This is a genomic window from Paenibacillus sp. 1011MAR3C5, assembly GCF_003591485.1.
Classification (GTDB): Bacteria; Bacillota; Bacilli; order Paenibacillales; family Paenibacillaceae; genus Pristimantibacillus.
The window spans coordinates 420,970-437,005 of sequence record NZ_QZCF01000002.1 but is presented as its reverse complement, the minus strand read 5'-3'; the positions used below and the strand labels follow the sequence as shown (position 1 = coordinate 437,005).

22 protein-coding genes are annotated in these 16,036 nt (G+C 51.6%); 3 read left to right on the top strand and 19 right to left on the bottom strand.

The genetic code is table 11. From position 1 onward, the window contains the following. Nucleotides 1-96 precede the first annotated feature (96 nt). The 19 genes from D3P07_RS06950 to D3P07_RS06860 form a co-directional block, all read right to left on the bottom strand. A complete protein-coding gene (locus D3P07_RS06950; RefSeq protein ID WP_397334540.1) occupies nucleotides 97-1,008 on the bottom strand; it encodes a polyprenyl synthetase family protein in 912 nt (303 codons plus the stop codon). A gap of 2 nt (nucleotides 1,009-1,010) precedes the next feature. Then, entirely contained in the window at nucleotides 1,011-1,265 is a 255-nt protein-coding gene (gene xseB, locus D3P07_RS06945; protein WP_259391386.1) for an exodeoxyribonuclease VII small subunit, read from the bottom strand. After that, complete coding sequence (xseA, locus tag D3P07_RS06940; protein WP_119799463.1) at nucleotides 1,255-2,619, bottom strand: exodeoxyribonuclease VII large subunit; 1,365 nt, start codon at nucleotides 2,617-2,619, stop codon at nucleotides 1,255-1,257. The genes xseB and xseA overlap by 11 nt, the downstream gene beginning before the upstream one ends. Nucleotides 2,620-2,622: 3 nt before the next feature. Then, nucleotides 2,623-3,483 carry a bifunctional methylenetetrahydrofolate dehydrogenase/methenyltetrahydrofolate cyclohydrolase FolD gene (folD, locus tag D3P07_RS06935; protein ID WP_119799462.1) on the bottom strand — a complete coding sequence of 287 codons (861 nt, stop codon included), beginning with the start codon at nucleotides 3,481-3,483 and terminating at the stop codon, nucleotides 2,623-2,625. A gap of 89 nt (nucleotides 3,484-3,572) precedes the next feature. Continuing rightward, nucleotides 3,573-4,016, bottom strand: a complete 444-nt coding sequence (nusB, locus tag D3P07_RS06930; RefSeq protein ID WP_119799461.1) for a transcription antitermination factor NusB — start codon at nucleotides 4,014-4,016, stop codon at nucleotides 3,573-3,575. A gap of 113 nt (nucleotides 4,017-4,129) precedes the next feature. Next, nucleotides 4,130-4,360, bottom strand: coding sequence for a DUF2273 domain-containing protein (locus tag D3P07_RS06925; RefSeq protein ID WP_119799460.1), 231 nt, complete (start codon nucleotides 4,358-4,360; stop codon nucleotides 4,130-4,132). Nucleotides 4,361-4,373: 13 nt separating this feature from the next. Next, complete coding sequence (amaP, locus tag D3P07_RS06920) at nucleotides 4,374-4,931, bottom strand: alkaline shock response membrane anchor protein AmaP (protein WP_119799459.1); 558 nt, start codon at nucleotides 4,929-4,931, stop codon at nucleotides 4,374-4,376. Nucleotides 4,932-5,031: 100 nt separating this feature from the next. Continuing rightward, nucleotides 5,032-5,436, bottom strand: a complete 405-nt coding sequence (locus D3P07_RS06915; RefSeq protein ID WP_119799458.1) for an Asp23/Gls24 family envelope stress response protein — start codon at nucleotides 5,434-5,436, stop codon at nucleotides 5,032-5,034. A 117-nt stretch (nucleotides 5,437-5,553) separates the two neighbouring features. Further along, the gene (gene accC, locus D3P07_RS06910) at nucleotides 5,554-6,927 is read right to left on the bottom strand and encodes an acetyl-CoA carboxylase biotin carboxylase subunit (protein ID WP_119799457.1); all 1,374 of its coding nucleotides are present in this window, start codon (nucleotides 6,925-6,927) and stop codon (nucleotides 5,554-5,556) included. A 45-nt stretch (nucleotides 6,928-6,972) separates the two neighbouring features. After that, the gene (gene accB, locus D3P07_RS06905) at nucleotides 6,973-7,473 is read right to left on the bottom strand and encodes an acetyl-CoA carboxylase biotin carboxyl carrier protein (protein ID WP_119799456.1); all 501 of its coding nucleotides are present in this window, start codon (nucleotides 7,471-7,473) and stop codon (nucleotides 6,973-6,975) included. Nucleotides 7,474-7,650: 177 nt separating this feature from the next. After that, complete coding sequence (locus tag D3P07_RS26880; RefSeq protein ID WP_182914209.1) at nucleotides 7,651-8,265, bottom strand: SpoIIIAH-like family protein; 615 nt, start codon at nucleotides 8,263-8,265, stop codon at nucleotides 7,651-7,653. Between the two features lie 238 nt (nucleotides 8,266-8,503). After that, nucleotides 8,504-9,133: a stage III sporulation protein AG gene (gene spoIIIAG / locus D3P07_RS06895; protein WP_119799455.1), complete on the bottom strand. Its 630-nt coding sequence runs from the start codon at nucleotides 9,131-9,133 to the stop codon at nucleotides 8,504-8,506. Nucleotides 9,134-9,154: 21 nt separating this feature from the next. Continuing rightward, nucleotides 9,155-9,886: a stage III sporulation protein AF gene (gene spoIIIAF / locus D3P07_RS06890; protein ID WP_119799454.1), complete on the bottom strand. Its 732-nt coding sequence runs from the start codon at nucleotides 9,884-9,886 to the stop codon at nucleotides 9,155-9,157. 125 nt (nucleotides 9,887-10,011) lie between these two features. Next, the gene (spoIIIAE, locus tag D3P07_RS06885) at nucleotides 10,012-11,253 is read right to left on the bottom strand and encodes a stage III sporulation protein AE (RefSeq protein ID WP_259391385.1); all 1,242 of its coding nucleotides are present in this window, start codon (nucleotides 11,251-11,253) and stop codon (nucleotides 10,012-10,014) included. After that, nucleotides 11,250-11,651, bottom strand: a complete 402-nt coding sequence (gene spoIIIAD / locus D3P07_RS06880; protein WP_119799994.1) for a stage III sporulation protein AD — start codon at nucleotides 11,649-11,651, stop codon at nucleotides 11,250-11,252. The genes spoIIIAE and spoIIIAD overlap by 4 nt, the downstream gene beginning before the upstream one ends. 9 nt (nucleotides 11,652-11,660) lie before the next feature. After that, on the bottom strand, nucleotides 11,661-11,864 hold the full coding sequence (spoIIIAC, locus tag D3P07_RS06875; RefSeq protein ID WP_119799452.1) for a stage III sporulation protein AC: 204 nt from the start codon (nucleotides 11,862-11,864) through the stop codon (nucleotides 11,661-11,663). Nucleotides 11,865-11,879: 15 nt separating this feature from the next. Continuing rightward, nucleotides 11,880-12,398 carry a stage III sporulation protein SpoIIIAB gene (gene spoIIIAB / locus D3P07_RS06870; protein ID WP_119799451.1) on the bottom strand — a complete coding sequence of 173 codons (519 nt, stop codon included), beginning with the start codon at nucleotides 12,396-12,398 and terminating at the stop codon, nucleotides 11,880-11,882. Next, complete coding sequence (spoIIIAA, locus tag D3P07_RS06865; protein ID WP_119799450.1) at nucleotides 12,395-13,429, bottom strand: stage III sporulation protein AA; 1,035 nt, start codon at nucleotides 13,427-13,429, stop codon at nucleotides 12,395-12,397. Before spoIIIAA ends, spoIIIAB begins: the two co-directional genes overlap by 4 nt. Nucleotides 13,430-13,521: 92 nt before the next feature. After that, nucleotides 13,522-13,788, bottom strand: a complete 267-nt coding sequence (locus tag D3P07_RS06860) for a YqhV family protein (RefSeq protein WP_182914208.1) — start codon at nucleotides 13,786-13,788, stop codon at nucleotides 13,522-13,524. Between the two features lie 134 nt (nucleotides 13,789-13,922). Here D3P07_RS06860 and comA point away from each other — a divergent pair, with 134 nt between their 5' ends. From comA to D3P07_RS06845, 3 genes are all read left to right on the top strand, one after another. After that, complete coding sequence (gene comA, locus D3P07_RS06855; protein WP_119799448.1) at nucleotides 13,923-14,750, top strand: phosphosulfolactate synthase; 828 nt, start codon at nucleotides 13,923-13,925, stop codon at nucleotides 14,748-14,750. A 17-nt stretch (nucleotides 14,751-14,767) separates the two neighbouring features. Beyond that, nucleotides 14,768-15,487, top strand: coding sequence for a 2-phosphosulfolactate phosphatase (locus D3P07_RS06850; protein ID WP_119799447.1), 720 nt, complete (start codon nucleotides 14,768-14,770; stop codon nucleotides 15,485-15,487). A gap of 76 nt (nucleotides 15,488-15,563) precedes the next feature. Next, nucleotides 15,564-16,025 (top strand): DUF441 domain-containing protein, encoded by a 462-nt coding sequence (locus D3P07_RS06845; protein ID WP_119799446.1) that lies wholly within the window; start codon nucleotides 15,564-15,566, stop codon nucleotides 16,023-16,025. The last annotated feature ends 11 nt before the right edge of the window (nucleotides 16,026-16,036 follow it).

The following is a 16,036-nucleotide window of genomic DNA, read 5'->3' as shown; positions in this document are numbered from 1 at the left end:
GAAAACAGCAGTTAAGCCGTCCTATGAACGTCTACATTTTACTTATTATAACATATGCCCGATTTGATTCCCAATCTTTCGCCATTTTTCCCGATATCAGTGATCGCGCTGCACCAGATAATCAGCAATTTGGAGCAAAATAGAAGGGTTGGACAGGGCGGCATTCCTTACCGCGGACTTCGCTTCCTCAGTTAAACGGTCCACAATTGCCTTGCTCTCTTCCATGCCGACGAGATATGGATACGTCACCTTTTGCTGGTTGACATCGCTATTCGTCTTTTTGCCCAGTTTGCTTTCATCACCGATCAGATCCAGTATATCATCTTGAATTTGGAAGGCGAGTCCGATATTGCGGGCATATAGCGTCAGCTGTTCCAATTGGGATTCTGTTGCGCCGCCGATACGAGCACCTGCTCTAACCGAAAAGACGACCAAATCGCTTGTTTTATGCAAATGAATGTATTCCAGTTCCTTTACTGTCGTGAGGCCTTGCTCACCCAGCATATCGGCCACTTGACCGCCGACCATACCGGAAGCGCCGGCTAAGCAAGATAAATCCTCTACGATTGCAAGCGCCACGTCGAGCGGTACGCCTTGACGGCTGGATTGCGCAACCAGGCTGAACGCATGAGTGAGCAGCGCATCTCCAGCCAGGATCGCCATAGCTTCGCCAAACACTTTATGGTTGGTCAGCTTGCCCCGGCGATAATCATCGTTATCCATAGCGGGCAGGTCGTCGTGAATAAGTGAATACGTATGTATATATTCGACCGCGCAAGCGACTGGTCGCGCTGCGTCACGCGCATCCGACGAACCTCGAATCGCTTCGGCAGCCGTCATCACAAGTGCAGGCCGAATACGCTTGCCGCCTGCTTCAAGGGAATACATCATAGCTTCGCGAAGCGTTGCGGGAATATCCCACTCCCGTGGAAGAGAAGCTTGCAGAGCAGTCTCCACCTCAGATGCGCATTGCTTCAAATATTCTCGGATATCAACGCTAACGTTCAAGTTTATTCCCCTTTGTCTTCGTTTGCCGCTACAAACGGTTTTTTCTGGAAGCCTTGCTCCGACTCCACAAGGAGCTCGATCTTGCTCTCCACTTGTTCAAGCTTGCCGCCGCATAGCTGCGACAGCCTCATGCCTTCCTGAAACAAATCGATCGCTGTCTCCAGCGGAACGTCCCCGCTCTCCAGCTTAGCCACGATACCTTCCAAACGAAGCATCGCTTCTTCGAAGCTTAGCTCTTCCTGTTTCTCAGCTTTCACGTCTCTCGCCTCCTTCAACCGATTCCACGCGGCATACTAATCGGCCATTCATCAATCTCACCTGGACCGTATCGCCGCTATTGGTCTCATTGACCGACTTGATAAGCCGTCCCGAATCGCTGTCATAGACCAAGCTGTATCCTCTCGCCATTACTTTCAAAGGGCTCAAAGCATCCAGCTGGCCAATTGCGCCATTCAGCCGCAATCTGTGTTCCTTCAGCATCGAAGCCACTGACATCTCAAGGCCTCGTGTAACAACCGCAAGTCGTCTGATCGATTGCTGTAAAGTTGCTCCCGGATGCCGCGCAGACAGTCTTGCTTGAAGATGAGACAACCTAGCGTCTTCCTTTGATAGTCTCTTATGCATGCGCTGCTCCAACTGCTCCTTCATGCGATCCAGCCGCTGTGCTTGATCCAGCATATAACGACGGGGTTGCAGGAAGAAAGGAGAACGCCTGATGCGAGCAAGCCGTTCTTTCTCCGCGGTTATCGATCTGTGCATCGCGCCAATGAGCCGCTGACTCATCCGTTCCCGCTGCTGCTTAAGCTCTGCAATATGCGGTACGGCAAGCTCGGCTGCGGCAGTCGGAGTCGCTGCCCTCATATCGGCTACAAAGTCGGCAATCGTAAAATCAGTCTCATGACCGACAGCGCTAATAACAGGAATTGCGGAACCTGCAATAGCTCTGGCTACCGACTCTTCATTAAAAGCCCAAAGCTCTTCCAATGAGCCTCCGCCGCGACCAACAATTAATACGTCGCAATCGCCAAAACGATTCATTGCTTCAATCGCACCGGCAATCGAGGGGGCTGCTCCCTTTCCTTGAACCAAGACGGGATATACATAAACCGGGATAAACGGATACCTTCGTTGAATAGTCGTAATTATATCTCTCACCGCAGCACCTGTCGGGGACGTAATGACGCCAATCGCCTTGGGATAGACAGGCAGTTCCCTCTTGCGGGCGCTTGAAAAGAGTCCCTCGCTCTCCAGCTTGCCCTTCAATTGCTCGAAGGCCAGATACAAGCTGCCGATTCCGTCTGGCTGCATCGCCATCACATAAAATTGATAGTTGCCGTCCCGTTCATAGACCGAAATATTGCCGCGTGCCATCACCTTCGCGCCTTCCTTCGGCTTGAATGGAAGACGTGCGTTATGAGAGGCGAACATGACGCATTTTAAGCGGCTGTCGCTGTCCTTTAACGTGAAGTACATATGCCCACTGGAATGATGGGTGAAGTTCGAGATCTCGCCTCGCAGCCAGACATCGCCAAGCACCAAGTCCGTCTCCAGCTTCATGCGAATATATTTGTTGATTTCTTTGACGGAATAAACTTTGGGTTCCTTCCCCATTGTCTACACCTCGATTCCGTTAGCCCTTTTTGCAGCCGTAATCGTGTTCTTCATAAGCATCGTAATGGTCATCGGACCTACTCCGCCCGGAACCGGCGTAATATAACCTGCTTGATCCAGACAGTCATTGTAATCGACATCTCCAGCCAGCTTGCCGTCCGGCAGGCGATTGATTCCTACATCGATGACTACAGCGCCCGGCTTCACGTAACGGCTGTCAATCGCCTTCGCTTTGCCTATGGCTACGACCAGGATATCCGCTTGCTTCGCAAGCTCCTCCATGTTCGCCGTTCTAGAGTGACAGATTGTCACAGTAGCATTCTCGCGCAGCAACAGCATCGCTACCGGCTTGCCTACAATGTTGCTCCGGCCGATGATAACAGCGTGTTTGCCTGCGATGTCCACACCGCTACGCTTGATCAGCTCAATTACGCCTGCAGGCGTACATGGAAGAAGGCTGTCATCGCCAATTGTCAAATTGCCGACGCTCTCCGGATGGAATCCGTCGACATCTTTCTCTACGCTAATTGCGTCAATGATCGCTTTTTCATTAATATGTTTGGGAAGAGGCAATTGCACCAGGATTCCATTGATAGACGCTTGTCCGTTCAGACGATCAATAAGACCCAATAGCTCAGCTTCCGAAGTATCTGCCGCAAGGCGATGTACCTCGGAGTAGATACCAAGCTGCTGGCATGCCTTTTCTTTGGAACCGACATAAACCTTGGATGCCGGGTCATCTCCTACGAGAACGACCGCAAGTCCGGGAATGACATTTTTAGTTTTCAGAGCCGCAACTTCTTCTACCATCTCTATCCGCATTTGGTCTGAAACTTTTTTACCTTCAATAATTTGAGCGCTCATGCTTGAAATCGTCCCCTTCATCTTTATCGTGTCTGATAGAATGAATTACCGTTTGCCGCAAGCCTCTCCCATCTCTAAGCCTTCAACATCTATGCCTTCAACTCATCGATTTCTTGCAGCAGCTTGCCGAGCACGCCATTGACGAACTTGCCCGATTCATCGGTGCCAAAATGCTTCGCCAGCTCAATCGCCTCATTAATGGCAGCTTTAGGCGGCACATCGCTCCGGAATACCATCTCGTAGCAGGCGAGGCGCAACACTTGACGGTCTACTCTGGACAGCCTGTCCACTTGCCAGCCTGTCAGAAATTGCTGCAGCATGCCATCGATTGCTTGTTTTCTTTCCAACACACCATGCACCAGCTCACGGGCGAAATCGTCCGTGCTTCCAGCTTCCTTCGGATCCGCGCCGAGCTCATTATCCTCGCGGAGCTCTTGCATCAGCATATCGACGGCTTCAGCCGCCGTCACTTCGTTCATTTCCATCTGATATAAGCTTGAAATCGCAATTTCCCTAGCCAACCTACGTTTCATGTGACCTCCACATCCGTTCATGCCAAAATATAGTTTGCATAAAAAACTATGATCTCCTCCTTGCCCCGAATTAGCGGCTGTCCGAAATCCGGAATACGGAGGAGACCACAGAATTAACGAAACGGGCGGAATCGCTCAAGCAGCGCGTACCATAATCGCTGCCAAGGAATAGCCGGACCGTCCGATAGCTCTTTCTGTTTGCCAAACCAATAACCGACAAATACAAGAAGCGCTACAAAAAGCATATCCCAAAAACCGAATGCTAAATAGACAATACCGAAAAACAAACCGACTGCCGCGCCGATCAAACGTTTCCAGTAGATTCCCCAAAAATCCCTCCACATCGGTACGTCACCTCTATTCTACGCGGCTCTTGAATGTATTCGCCTGAATCACGTTTGCGACAAACACAGCGACATTTATAACCGGAATTCCCGTAATGTCTTCAATATGCGTTTTGACCGCACGTTGAATGTCTTCCGTCAATGTCGGAATGGAATGCTCGCCGTCTACAACAGCTCTGAGCACGATCTCCAGTCCCGCATCTGAAGCACGTACGCGTGCGCGCAAATCCTTGACACCGCGCTGCTTGGAAGCAGCTTTCAGCGATAAGTTTTCAATGGTCTCGATCGAAATCCGAATATCGCCGAATTCCGTTCTCTGATCAATGGATTGCGAGGAAGCGGAGCCTCTTGCCAACGAGACAAAAAAGAAGCGCAGGCTGAGCAGGAAGAGAATAACGCCAATTACGCCAATGGTGATGGATACAGAATCATACCGGTAGAAGTCGGTAAGCATATCAGATAACAACTCGCGAGAAATCCAGCCAAAGGCCAAGCTCGCCATAAATACCGACACGGCTCCGATGACGATGCTGTACAAAAACAATAGTAGCTTGTCCACAACTTTTATCAAGTCAGCCAAACCTCCCGGGGGACCGAATGAAAACCCCCTTGCGCCGAGCGCCATGCCCAATCACGAGGGGGTTGTACGAATTAAAGCTTGATATTGATCTTTATTTTACGCGCAGCTGGGAATCGTCATCCTCCAGCTTCTCTGCTGGTTTGAAATAAACGTCATGAATATGAACGTTCACTTCTACGACATGAAGACCGGTCATCATCTCGATAGAACGCTTCACGTTTTGTTGAATCTCGGAAGCAATCTCCGGAATTTTGTTTCCGTATTGAATAATGATGGAGACATCTACAGCCGCTTCTCTTTGACCGACTTCGACTTTAACGCCCTTTGACAAGTTCTTGCGGCCCAACAGCTCCGCAATACCGCCTGCGAATCCGCCGCTCATCCCTGCCACACCTTCGACTTCAATCGTCGCGAGACCAGCAATAACCTCAATAACTTCAGGTGCAATCTGAATCGTACCGATGTCTGTTTTCTCAAATTCAGCTATCGTACTCATGTTCGTTGTACACCTCCCTAATGTTGCGTAGCCTAGCCCAAGGCCAAGCTGTGATCCGCATCTTATTTCTATACTATAACATTCAGCCTGATTTATGACAAACGATTTGGACTGGTATTACTCGACGCCCGCAACCGCTGCCGGAGCGTTAATATCATGCTCCTCCAGGAACTTGATATCGAAGTCGCCCTTTACAAATGTAGGATGATTCAGCAGCTTCAAGTGGAATGGGATCGTGGTCCGGATACCCTCGATCGCAAATTCGGACAGCGCCCTCTTCATGCGGGCAATTGCCTCCTCACGCGTCGCGCCCCACACAATCAGCTTAGCGATCATGGAGTCGTAATGCGGAGAAATCGTATAGCCCGGATATACCGCACTGTCAACCCGAACGCCTGCGCCTCCCGGCGGCAAGTAGAACGGAATGTTGCCTGCCGAAGGCATGAAGTTCCGCTCGGAATCCTCGGCATTGATCCGACATTCGATAGACCAACCATTAATGCTCAGATCTTCCTGTCGGAACGATAGCGGATTGCCTTCCGCAACGCTGATCATTTCTTTGATCAGGTCGACGTTCGTAATCATCTCCGTAACAGGATGCTCAACCTGAATGCGTGTATTCATCTCCATAAAGTAGAAGTTGTCGTCAGGTCCTAGCAAGAACTCCAGCGTGCCTGCACCCGAATATTGCACCGCAAGCGCGGCACGCACCGCCGCTTGACCCATTGCTTCTCTCAGCTCAGGTGAAAGAACAGGACACGGCGCTTCTTCGACCAGCTTCTGGCGTCTGCGCTGCACGGAGCAATCCCGCTCGAACAGATGCACGGCATTGCCATGCTTGTCCGCCATAATCTGAATCTCGACATGCTTCATGCCGGTCAAATATTTCTCCAGATATACACCAGCGTTGCCGAATGCCTTCTGAGCTTCCTGCTGAGCCGTTGTAATTTGGCTAATAAGCGTTTCTTCGTCTTCGGCAATACGGATGCCTTTGCCTCCGCCGCCTGCAGTCGCCTTGATAATGACCGGATAACCGATCTCGCGGGCAACCTCGATCGCCTCGTCCATGCTTTCGATCAAGCCGTCGGAACCAGGGATGATAGGCACATTCGCTGTCTTCATCGTCAGCTTGGCAACAGCCTTGTCGCCCATCTTGCTGATCGCTTCAGGCGAAGGACCGATAAACGTAATATTGCACGACTCGCAAATCTCTGCAAAGTCGGCATTCTCGGCCAAAAAGCCGTAGCCGGGATGAATCGCGTCGCATTCCGTAATCGTAGCGACACTCATAATGTTCGTTAAGTTCAAATAGCTGTCCTTCGATGGAGTTGGGCCGATGCAATAAGCCTCATCCGCAAGGCGGACATGAAGCGAATCGCGGTCCGACTCCGAATATACCGCCACCGTGCTGATCCCCAGCTCCCGGCAGGCGCGAATGATCCGTACCGCGATTTCTCCGCGGTTCGCGATTAATATTTTTTGGAATTTCACGTAGGAACCCCTTTCAGACGTCAGTTACCCTTACCTGGGCATTCGTTAGTCCGCTTTCACCAGGAACAGCGGCTGGCCGTACTCCACCAACTGACCGTTGGAAACCAGAACTTCCACGATCTCGCCATTCACTTCGGCTTCCAGTTCATTCATCAGCTTCATCGCTTCAAGAATACATACGACCGACTTCTCGTGGACGCGGTCGCCTGTTTTCACGAATGAATCTGCATCCGGAGACGGCGCACTGTAGAACGTGCCGACCATCGGCGATACGATTTGGTGAAGGTCCACCGCTGGTGCCTTGGCAGATGCGGATTCCGCAGCCGCCGGCTGAACATCAGGCGAAGCGGCTGGCTGCGGCGGAGCTACCGCTACAGCAGGCTGTGAATATGTATGCGTAATTGGAGCCGCTTGCACATTCACCACTTCAGTTTTGCCTGGTTTACGGATGTGCAGACGCGCGCCTTCGTTTTCAATTTCTAGCTCCTGAACGGATGTTTGATCGACCAGCTTGATCAATTCTTTAATCTCGCTCAACTTGAACATGAACGTAATCACTCCTCTTCTTCACATAACGTTTAGTATTATACCATAAAAAGGCGTGAACACGAATCATTTTTTGGACAAGCCGGTTTTGCTCCTCCCTTATCGAAAAAAACTCCGTTCGCCTTCGGCTATAGCCGAAGGCGAACGGAGCTTGCTGCCTGGCTGCCGCGCCGAATGTTATGGCTCCGGCACATATTGCACGGATACTTGGTTCGGGCTGACTTCCATCACGGTCATTACCTGGTCGATGATGCTGGCTGCTTCCTTCTTCTCCAGCTTCTCGCTGGTGACAACGACTTTATAACGGTCATTTTCTTGCGAGACCAGGGCGATCTCATATTGCTTCATCAGCTCCGACTCCAGCGCTGTAATACGGGAGTTTTTCTCTTCAAGCTGCGCAAGCTCAGCTGCCGCTGCCGCGGAATCTTCCGTACTAATGTTGCTCACATCGGCAAGAACGGTCATAATGCGGTTTTCTTCCTCGCTATATTGCTGCTCTCTCTTCATTAGCAAATCGCTGAAGATGCTGCCTTGGGCATAGCCTTCGCGCTCGATTTGCTCGAGAATCTTTTGGTTGGCCAGGCTCATGCCGTCCGACTCGCCTTGCTGCACCTCATCCACTACAAACTGGCCTTTATCGCTGCCGGCCACTTCCGTCACATTCTCGCCCGGCTTCTCCGACGACAGCTTGTCGGCATCGTTCAGATCCTGCGTGAACAAGTAGTATGCAGAGAGCACAACCATCAAGCTGAGCATGGACACAAGCCAAATCGTTTGTCTTTTGGTATTCATTAATGATTCCTCCTAAAAAGTTTTGTGGTTGTAATCAACGTTTAGTTGATTGGAGCAAAACTTGCTTCGTAAGCATAGGCTAAGTTTTGTGGTTGTAATCAACGTTTAGTTGAATGGAGCAAAACTTGCTTCGTAAGCATGAACTAAGTTTTGTGGTTGTATTCAGCGGCTAGCTGAATGGAGCAAAACTTGCTTCGTAAGCATAGGCTAAGTTTTGTGGTTGTAATCAGCCCTTCGCCTATTGCTTGCTCGGCACAACTGAGATGCGGTTAACCGGGACGCTAAGTCCCTTTTCAACTGCGCTCGTTATGAGGCGTCTGACCGTTGCGTTCTCCGCCCCTTTGGCTACGATTAGAACACCTCGTATTCGGGGATTAATCGTTTTGGTAATGATCGGTTTTTGCTCACCGGATACTTCATATAAGACGACTTGACCATCCTTGCTGATCGACGTAATATGCCTCACCCCCCCGTTCCGATCATTCTCATCGGTAATCGACTGACTTTCTGTCTTGTGCCTCTCGACGACAATCTCTTCCGTTGAATCCACCGTAACCATCACATCAATAGATCCGACTCCAACAATCTTCTCCAGTATTTCTTTGAGACGAGTCTCCAGCGTGCCTTCGACCAATTCAAAGGGAGAGCCCGGAGCAGCGCTGCGGTTCCAAGCTTCCGAAGCTTCTGGCGGAGGATTCGGATCCTGGGCGGAAGGCGCTACATCCTTAAAGGGCAAAAATGAATTGAACAGCATCAGAGCAGCTCCAATCCCGCCAATGATGAGCAAGATCCTAAGCGTCCGAACGCGCTTCGGCCCGCCAGGTCCGCCGCCTACCGCCGATTCCAAACCTTCCAGCCATTTCGCCATTTCGGCTCCCCCTTTCTCCGTCTATTTATATGACTTGGCAGTTGAACCGCCGCTTGACCTTACACGGACATCGACCTTTTCAGCTCTGACACCCCAGCCCCGCGACAATACGTTTTGCACAGCCGTCATTTCCTTCTTATTGGGCGAGATATAGCCATTTTTTTCGGCAGGGTCTGCATTATTGCCTTTCGCATTGTCTCCTACCGTTATATCCACTGGCGCAACTGCCTCGATCTCAATCTGCTTCTGCCCCTTCCCAGACTCCGAATTTTCGGAACCGGCGCTTCCCTTCAGCGTTACCTTGACCGCTGCTATTTCCGGCGCTTCATTTTGTTTTTGCCGATCGTTCCAGGCCAGGGTGACGATTACTCGCTCAACCATTGCCCCCGTCTCGCTTGTGATTGCTTGCCCCATTGCTTCTTCCAGCGTCGCTGCGGTCAGGCGGGCAGCCTCTTCATGCCGTTTGGTTTGAATGTCGTCCGCGCGTCGCTGAATTTCCTCCAAACTTGGCATCTTTACTTGCTTGCTTATGGACCTTTCATTCCAAAGTTCCATTCCGGCGTCCAGCCTGCTGGTCATATCCGTCTGCAGCAGCCGCAAGATAGGCGATAAAATAGTCAGCAGGATAAACAATCCGATAACGAGTCTGGCATACCTTTGCATTGACTTATTAGGAAGCAGCAGCTCTACAAGAACGGCTAGCAAGATGACCGCAATGATATCCCTCAGCCAGTCGCTCAACCAACCGATCACATTTAGCTCACCTCCTAAAAGTTTTGCGAAGCAAAACTTACTTCGTAAGCATTAGCTTAGTTTTGCGGAGCAAAACTTACTTCGTAAGCATTAGCTTAGTTTTGCGAAGCAAAACTTACTTCGCTCTACCTCACCATCAGCGCTGCGTTGCCGGCAGTCAGGATAATCGTCACCGCCAGAAAAAACATCAGGCTGACCGCTGCCAAAGCGGCGAATACAAAAATCATCGTTTTGCCGATCGTCTGTAAGCAGTGAACGATAGGCGAATCGCCGAGCGGCTGCATCACGGCGGCTGATACATTGTAGATGAGCGCCAGCGTTAATATTTTCAGTGCAGGGAATGCACTCAGGAACAGCAGGATGATGACGCCTGCAAGTCCGACCGCGTTTTTCGCCAGCATCGAAGCAGAGATGACTGTGTCCGCCGCATCGGAGAACATCCGGCCTACAACGGGTACGAAATTGCCCGTTACGAACTTGGCCGCCCGGAGCGTTACGCCATCCGTTACAGCACCGGTCGCCCCCTGGACGGATATGACACCGAGAAATATCGTAACCAGGACGCCGAGTGAGCCTACTGCTACATTCCGAAGCAGATTGGCCAGCTGGGTTACCTTGAACTTCTCCGACAGCGCGCTTGCGATATGAAGTACGGCGGAGAAGAACAACAGCGGGAACACGAAGCTGTAGATGACCGTCCCCACAATATGTATCATAAAGATAATCAACGGATGCAGGACCGATACAGTCACGACGCTTCCCATCGAGGCCAGCAGCGTCAGCAGAAGCGGAACCATCGCCAGCATAAAGGCAATCATGCTTTCTATCGCATCCCTGGCATACCCGATCGCAACATGAAAGCTGTTAACTGCAATGATGACCAGCACCATGTAGGTTACGGAATAGGCCACTTTGCTGATGGAATTTCGCTCAAATGCATTCTGCAACGTTTCCAGTACCATGCTGAATACGGTCAGAAGTACGATCGTAACCAGCAGCTTGCCATTGTACAGCACTTCGTGCCAGAGGTACCGAAGAAGCCCCTTTAGCACATCCGTCAGCTTAAGTCCGCCGCCCGGCAGCAGCATCTCGCTGAAGCTCGGAACCTTCTGATCCGGGAAGAAGCCGCCATATTGCTCCCGGAGCTTGTTCCAGTAATCCTCGACAGGCTCCGTCTCCATAAGGCCCGCTTGTTCCTTCATCATTTCGTTGACATCTGTTCCCGCGGCTTGCGGAGCTGCTGCGTAGCTGCCCTCCGCCCCTCTCTCCGCATTCACGCCGACCGGCATGATGGACAGGACGAGAAGAAACAGCCATACCAGCAGTTGCAGCTTTGCGGCGCCGCCGGCACGCGCTTGCGCCATCATGTTCCGCTCCCCGCCGGCAGCAACCCCATAACCGTCTCAACGATGACGCTAATAATCGGGATGGCCATGACGAGAATAAATACTTTGCCGGCAAATTCTATTTTGGACGCGATGCTTTCCTGACCTGCGTCCCGTACAATCTGGGCTCCGAATTCGGCGATATAGGCTATTCCGATAATCTTCAGAACCGTCTTCAGATAAATTGAAGGAATACCCGACCGGTTTCCCAGATCCTCAAGCACCTTGATCACGGCTTCTATCTTGCCGATTACATATAGGAAGATAAACAATCCCGTGAATGCCGCTAGAAGGAAAGCGAACATCGGCTTCTGCTCTTTGACGACCAGGATCAGCACGGTCGCCATCAGACCGAGGCCAACGATTTGTATCATTTCCACCGCGTTCACCTACTGGAACAGAAAGATCGTTTTTATTTCCTGGAACAAGTCATTCAGCAGCCGAACAACCATAAACAATACGACGACAAATCCGATTACGGTTACCCAATGCGCCATGTCTTCCTTCCCCATCTGCTTCAGAACGGAATGAATCATTGCAATAATGATGCCGATTCCAGCGATTTGAAATATGGCGCTGACATCCATGTTCATAAGTAGCGCACCCTCTTACACCATCAAAATGATGATCAGCACAGCGAGCAATGCTCCGAGACTTTTCCACATCTTTTCATATCGCCCCTGGTCGTCCCTTGCCGCGTCCTCTTCCGATTTCAGTTGCAGCAGCGCAAGCCGCAAGTGCTTCATCTGATCTTCCTTGTCACTGATGCCAAGCGTTGATCCAAGCCGGAGCATGACCGCTTTTTCGCTCGCCTTCATCGAGGTTTCGATCCAGCATTTCTGAATGGACCGTTCCCAGCATTCTTGAAAGGATAAGCCTTCTTCTCCGTTCAATTGCTCGGATGCGTTCCGAAACAGCGCGGCGATCGGCTCCGCAGAAGCTTCCGCCGTGCGCTCCAGCGCTTCTGGCAAAGGCGTATGACCATAACCGATCTCGGTCTCGAGCCGCTGCAGTGCATGAGCGAGCTGCCTCAGCTGTCTGGGTCGTTCCGCAAACTTCGCGGCTTGCTGAAAACCGATTAGCGTACCGGCTACCAGGATGAGCACTGCGCCGATCAGCTTGATCATTCCTCCCTCCGGAAAACTCCGGCTTCAGCCAGTTTCATAACGAAGGGTTGTTCCTTGCTCTTGGCGCTGGCGGCTTGCTGCAGCACACTTGCACTTACGATGCGGTGCATGATGCCGTCCAGCGACCGCTTCAGCTCTACGATATGGGCGAATGCCCCTTCCTGAATAAGCCTGTACAACTCCGGTCTTCCTTTGGCATCCTGCACATCGAAGGCATGAGCGGTTGCGACGACACTTACCCCGGCGTGACTTGCCTCCCGAATCGCATCGATATCCTCAGGCCGGCCAATCTCATCGACAATCAGCACCTCGGGAGACATGGACCTCAGCAGCATCATCATGCCTTCCGCTTTCGGGCAAGCATCCATGATATCCGTTCGCGGACCGACGTCGAACGTCGGTATGCCTCTGACGCAAGCGGCAATTTCGGAGCGTTCATCTACAATTCCTACCTTTTTGCCCGCAAAAGCTCCTCTTTCGCTCCCCATCTGGCTGCCATAGCTAAGTGTTCTGGCGATATCCCGGATCAGCGTCGTTTTGCCTTGCTGCGGCGGAGCCAGTATAAGCGTGGACCCAACACTGCCTCGCGCCTTATCGATGAGCTTGGGCAAAAGATGGGTCGCCGCGCCAATCACCTCTCTTGCAATCCGGATATTGAAACCGCCAATATCCCGAATGCCGCGGACGCTGCCGCCATCGAGAATCGTGCGGCCGGCTAGTCCGATTCGATGTCCGCCCGATACGGTAATGTAGCCTCTTCTCAGTTCTTCTTCCATGGCATAAAGCGAATAATTCGTAATGCGCTCCAGAAGTTTGCGGCATTGCTCGGCCGTGGGTTTTAAGGAACCTTCTGAATGAAGCTTCAAACTTCCGTCAGTCCCCACAAACCTATACCCTCCGCGATAGGAGATCTCAAGCGGTCGATTCTCCCGTATGCGTATTTCCTCAAGCGAACCTTTTACATCTGCCGGCAATCCATCCAGCAGCTTCTTCAGTTCCAGCGGCAACAAATGGGATACATGGGACAGCATGCTTCCTTCACTCCCCAATGTTTGTCTTATGTCGTTACATGTGTATGCTTGTCTGCTGGAAATATGAACGGATTTGCTAGATTCGCACTCTACTATTTTTTTAATATGCCAATCATCAGGCAGATGACGCCGACAGCTACCCATACGAACTTGGATGCCGACAGCTTGTCGGACAGTCCGACAAGGCCGATGGTAGTCGTCGCGATCAAGATTATCGGACCCACAAACGCGAGCGATGAATTCACGACAAGCGCCTTGTCGATCTGATTCATCCTGAGCATGATTAAAGCTGCGCAAATCTCGATACTGCCAGACAACAGGCGCAGCATCGCCATACTTAGAACGATTTTGTTCAGCAACGTAAAGAACCTCCTTTCGTTCCAAAGGCTTTTTGTATGTATATGCATGCTTGTCTCCTATTCATGCCGGGCACCTGCCCAGTGCCATCCGCATATAGTGTTGGAAGATCAATCAAGCGAGGAGAACTGAGAACATGAAGAGTGCTGTACTGGACAACTGGCATCAGCTCTTAAGAGACCCTAGCGGCCGCAGGATCGCGGAGCGGAGAAAGGGGCTTGGCAAAACGATGGTCATCGACAAAGGGATGGGCTTAAACGCCTTTACCGATTTCATTCAAACCGCGGGACCATTCGTCGACATCGTCAAGCTTGGATTCGGAACCGCCGTCCTGTATGATCAGGATTTATTGCGCAAAAAGCTGAAACTCGCTTCCGATTCCAATTTGGTCATGATGCCCGGCGGTACGCTGCTGGAAGTTGCCATCCAGCAAGGAGCGGTCGCGTCGTTTCTCGACAGAATCTGCTCGCTTGGCTTTACCGGCGTCGAGATCTCAGACGGCACCATCGAACTGGACCGTATCCGCCGGACTTCACTCATTAAGGAATGCGTCAGCCGAGGGCTGATCGTAGTAACCGAATACGGCAAGAAAGCGGCTGGTTCCGAGATTGACCCGGAGGAGCTTGCCTTCACAGCCCACTGCGACTGGGAAGCCGGGGCAGAGATGGTCGCGGTAGAAGCCAGGGAGTCGGGAATCAATATCGGTCTCTTCGATGAGCACGGACATTGCAAGGAAAGCATTCTCGAAGATGTGCTTGGCAAAGTCGATCAAGCAAGCCGCTTAATATGGGAAGCTCCCTTGAAGAATCAGCAAGCAGAACTTCTGCTGCAATTCGGCGCCGGGGTCCATCTGGGCAACATCGCTCCCGGCGAAGCGTTGTCCCTGGAAGCGATGCGCCGTGGACTGCGCGCAGACACCTTCGGATTCGGCCAGCAATCGGCCGATCCCGATTATATGATTTAAGGAACGGAGAATGGATTATGCACGTCCAGGTAATATCCAGCGTGAACGAGGCATGTTCGGCGAACTTTCATCATAAAACAGCCTTCGCAATCGATGTTCTGAGAGCGACGAGTACGATCGTTACCGCCTTATCCGCAGGAGCCGCCAGCATCGTGCCAGCCGAGACAGTGATGGATGCCCGCTCGCTTCAGCGGCCTGAGGACTTGATGGGCGGAGAACGCTTTTGCCGTAAAATTGCCGGCTTCGATCTTGGAAATTCGCCAAAGGAGTATCATGCGGACGTTGTGCGTGGACGCAGAATTATATTGACCACCACGAATGGCACAAGAGCCATTCATAAGTCCACAAAGGCGGAGAGCATTATAGCCGCATCACTGTTGAATGCGGCAGCTGCAGCCAAATATGCTCTCCATCTGCAAAGAGATGTGGTCCTGCTATGCGCAGGCAGCCATGATGATTTTGCGATTGAAGACGGACTATGCGCCGGGCTGCTTATCGAGGAATTGTTGAAGCTAAAAGGCGGGAATATCGAGCTGGACGACTTCGGAATTGCAATGCACGCCTTGTATCGAGATCGAGCTGAGGATATTCTGGAGACACTGATGCACAGCCAATCCGGCAAGAGACTGCTCAAGCTGGGATTAAGGGAAGATATCGAGGCATGCGCGCGCGTGAATGTACTGAACGCCGTACCCTGCCTTTCAGGCGACCGTCTCATCCTTCGCGAGTTGTCATAACGAAACGAGCCCGTCCATATAATGAGGTAGGCTGCTCCGCGGGAGCGCCGCGTTGGATAGGATAGGAGCTCATTCTATGGTTGGAGAACTGATTCTCGTCATTCTTATTCTTATAGGCGTTATTGCCCGCTCGCCCATCATTGCTACGGCCGCTTGCTTGCTGCTCGCGATCAAGCTTGTTCATCTGGAGAGATTTTTGCCTGCGATTGAGCGGCGGGGGCTTGAGCTTGGATTGTTGTTTCTGACGGTGAGTGTACTGGTTCCTTTCGCGGCCGAACGCATTCAATTCAAGGATTTCACCGCAGTGCTTACCTCATGGCCCGGCATACTTGCCTTGACCGGTGGAGCACTTGCTACCTTCATTAACAGCAGAGGGCTGGATCTTCTGAAGATGGACCCGCAGATTGTCGTAGGTCTCGTGCTCGGCTCGATTGTCGGAATCATATTGTTAAGAGGCATACCTGTCGGGCCGTTGATGGCGGCAGGCATTACAGCCATCTTATACAAGCTGTTCAAGTTGTTTGGCGGATCTCCATAGCCGATATTTGC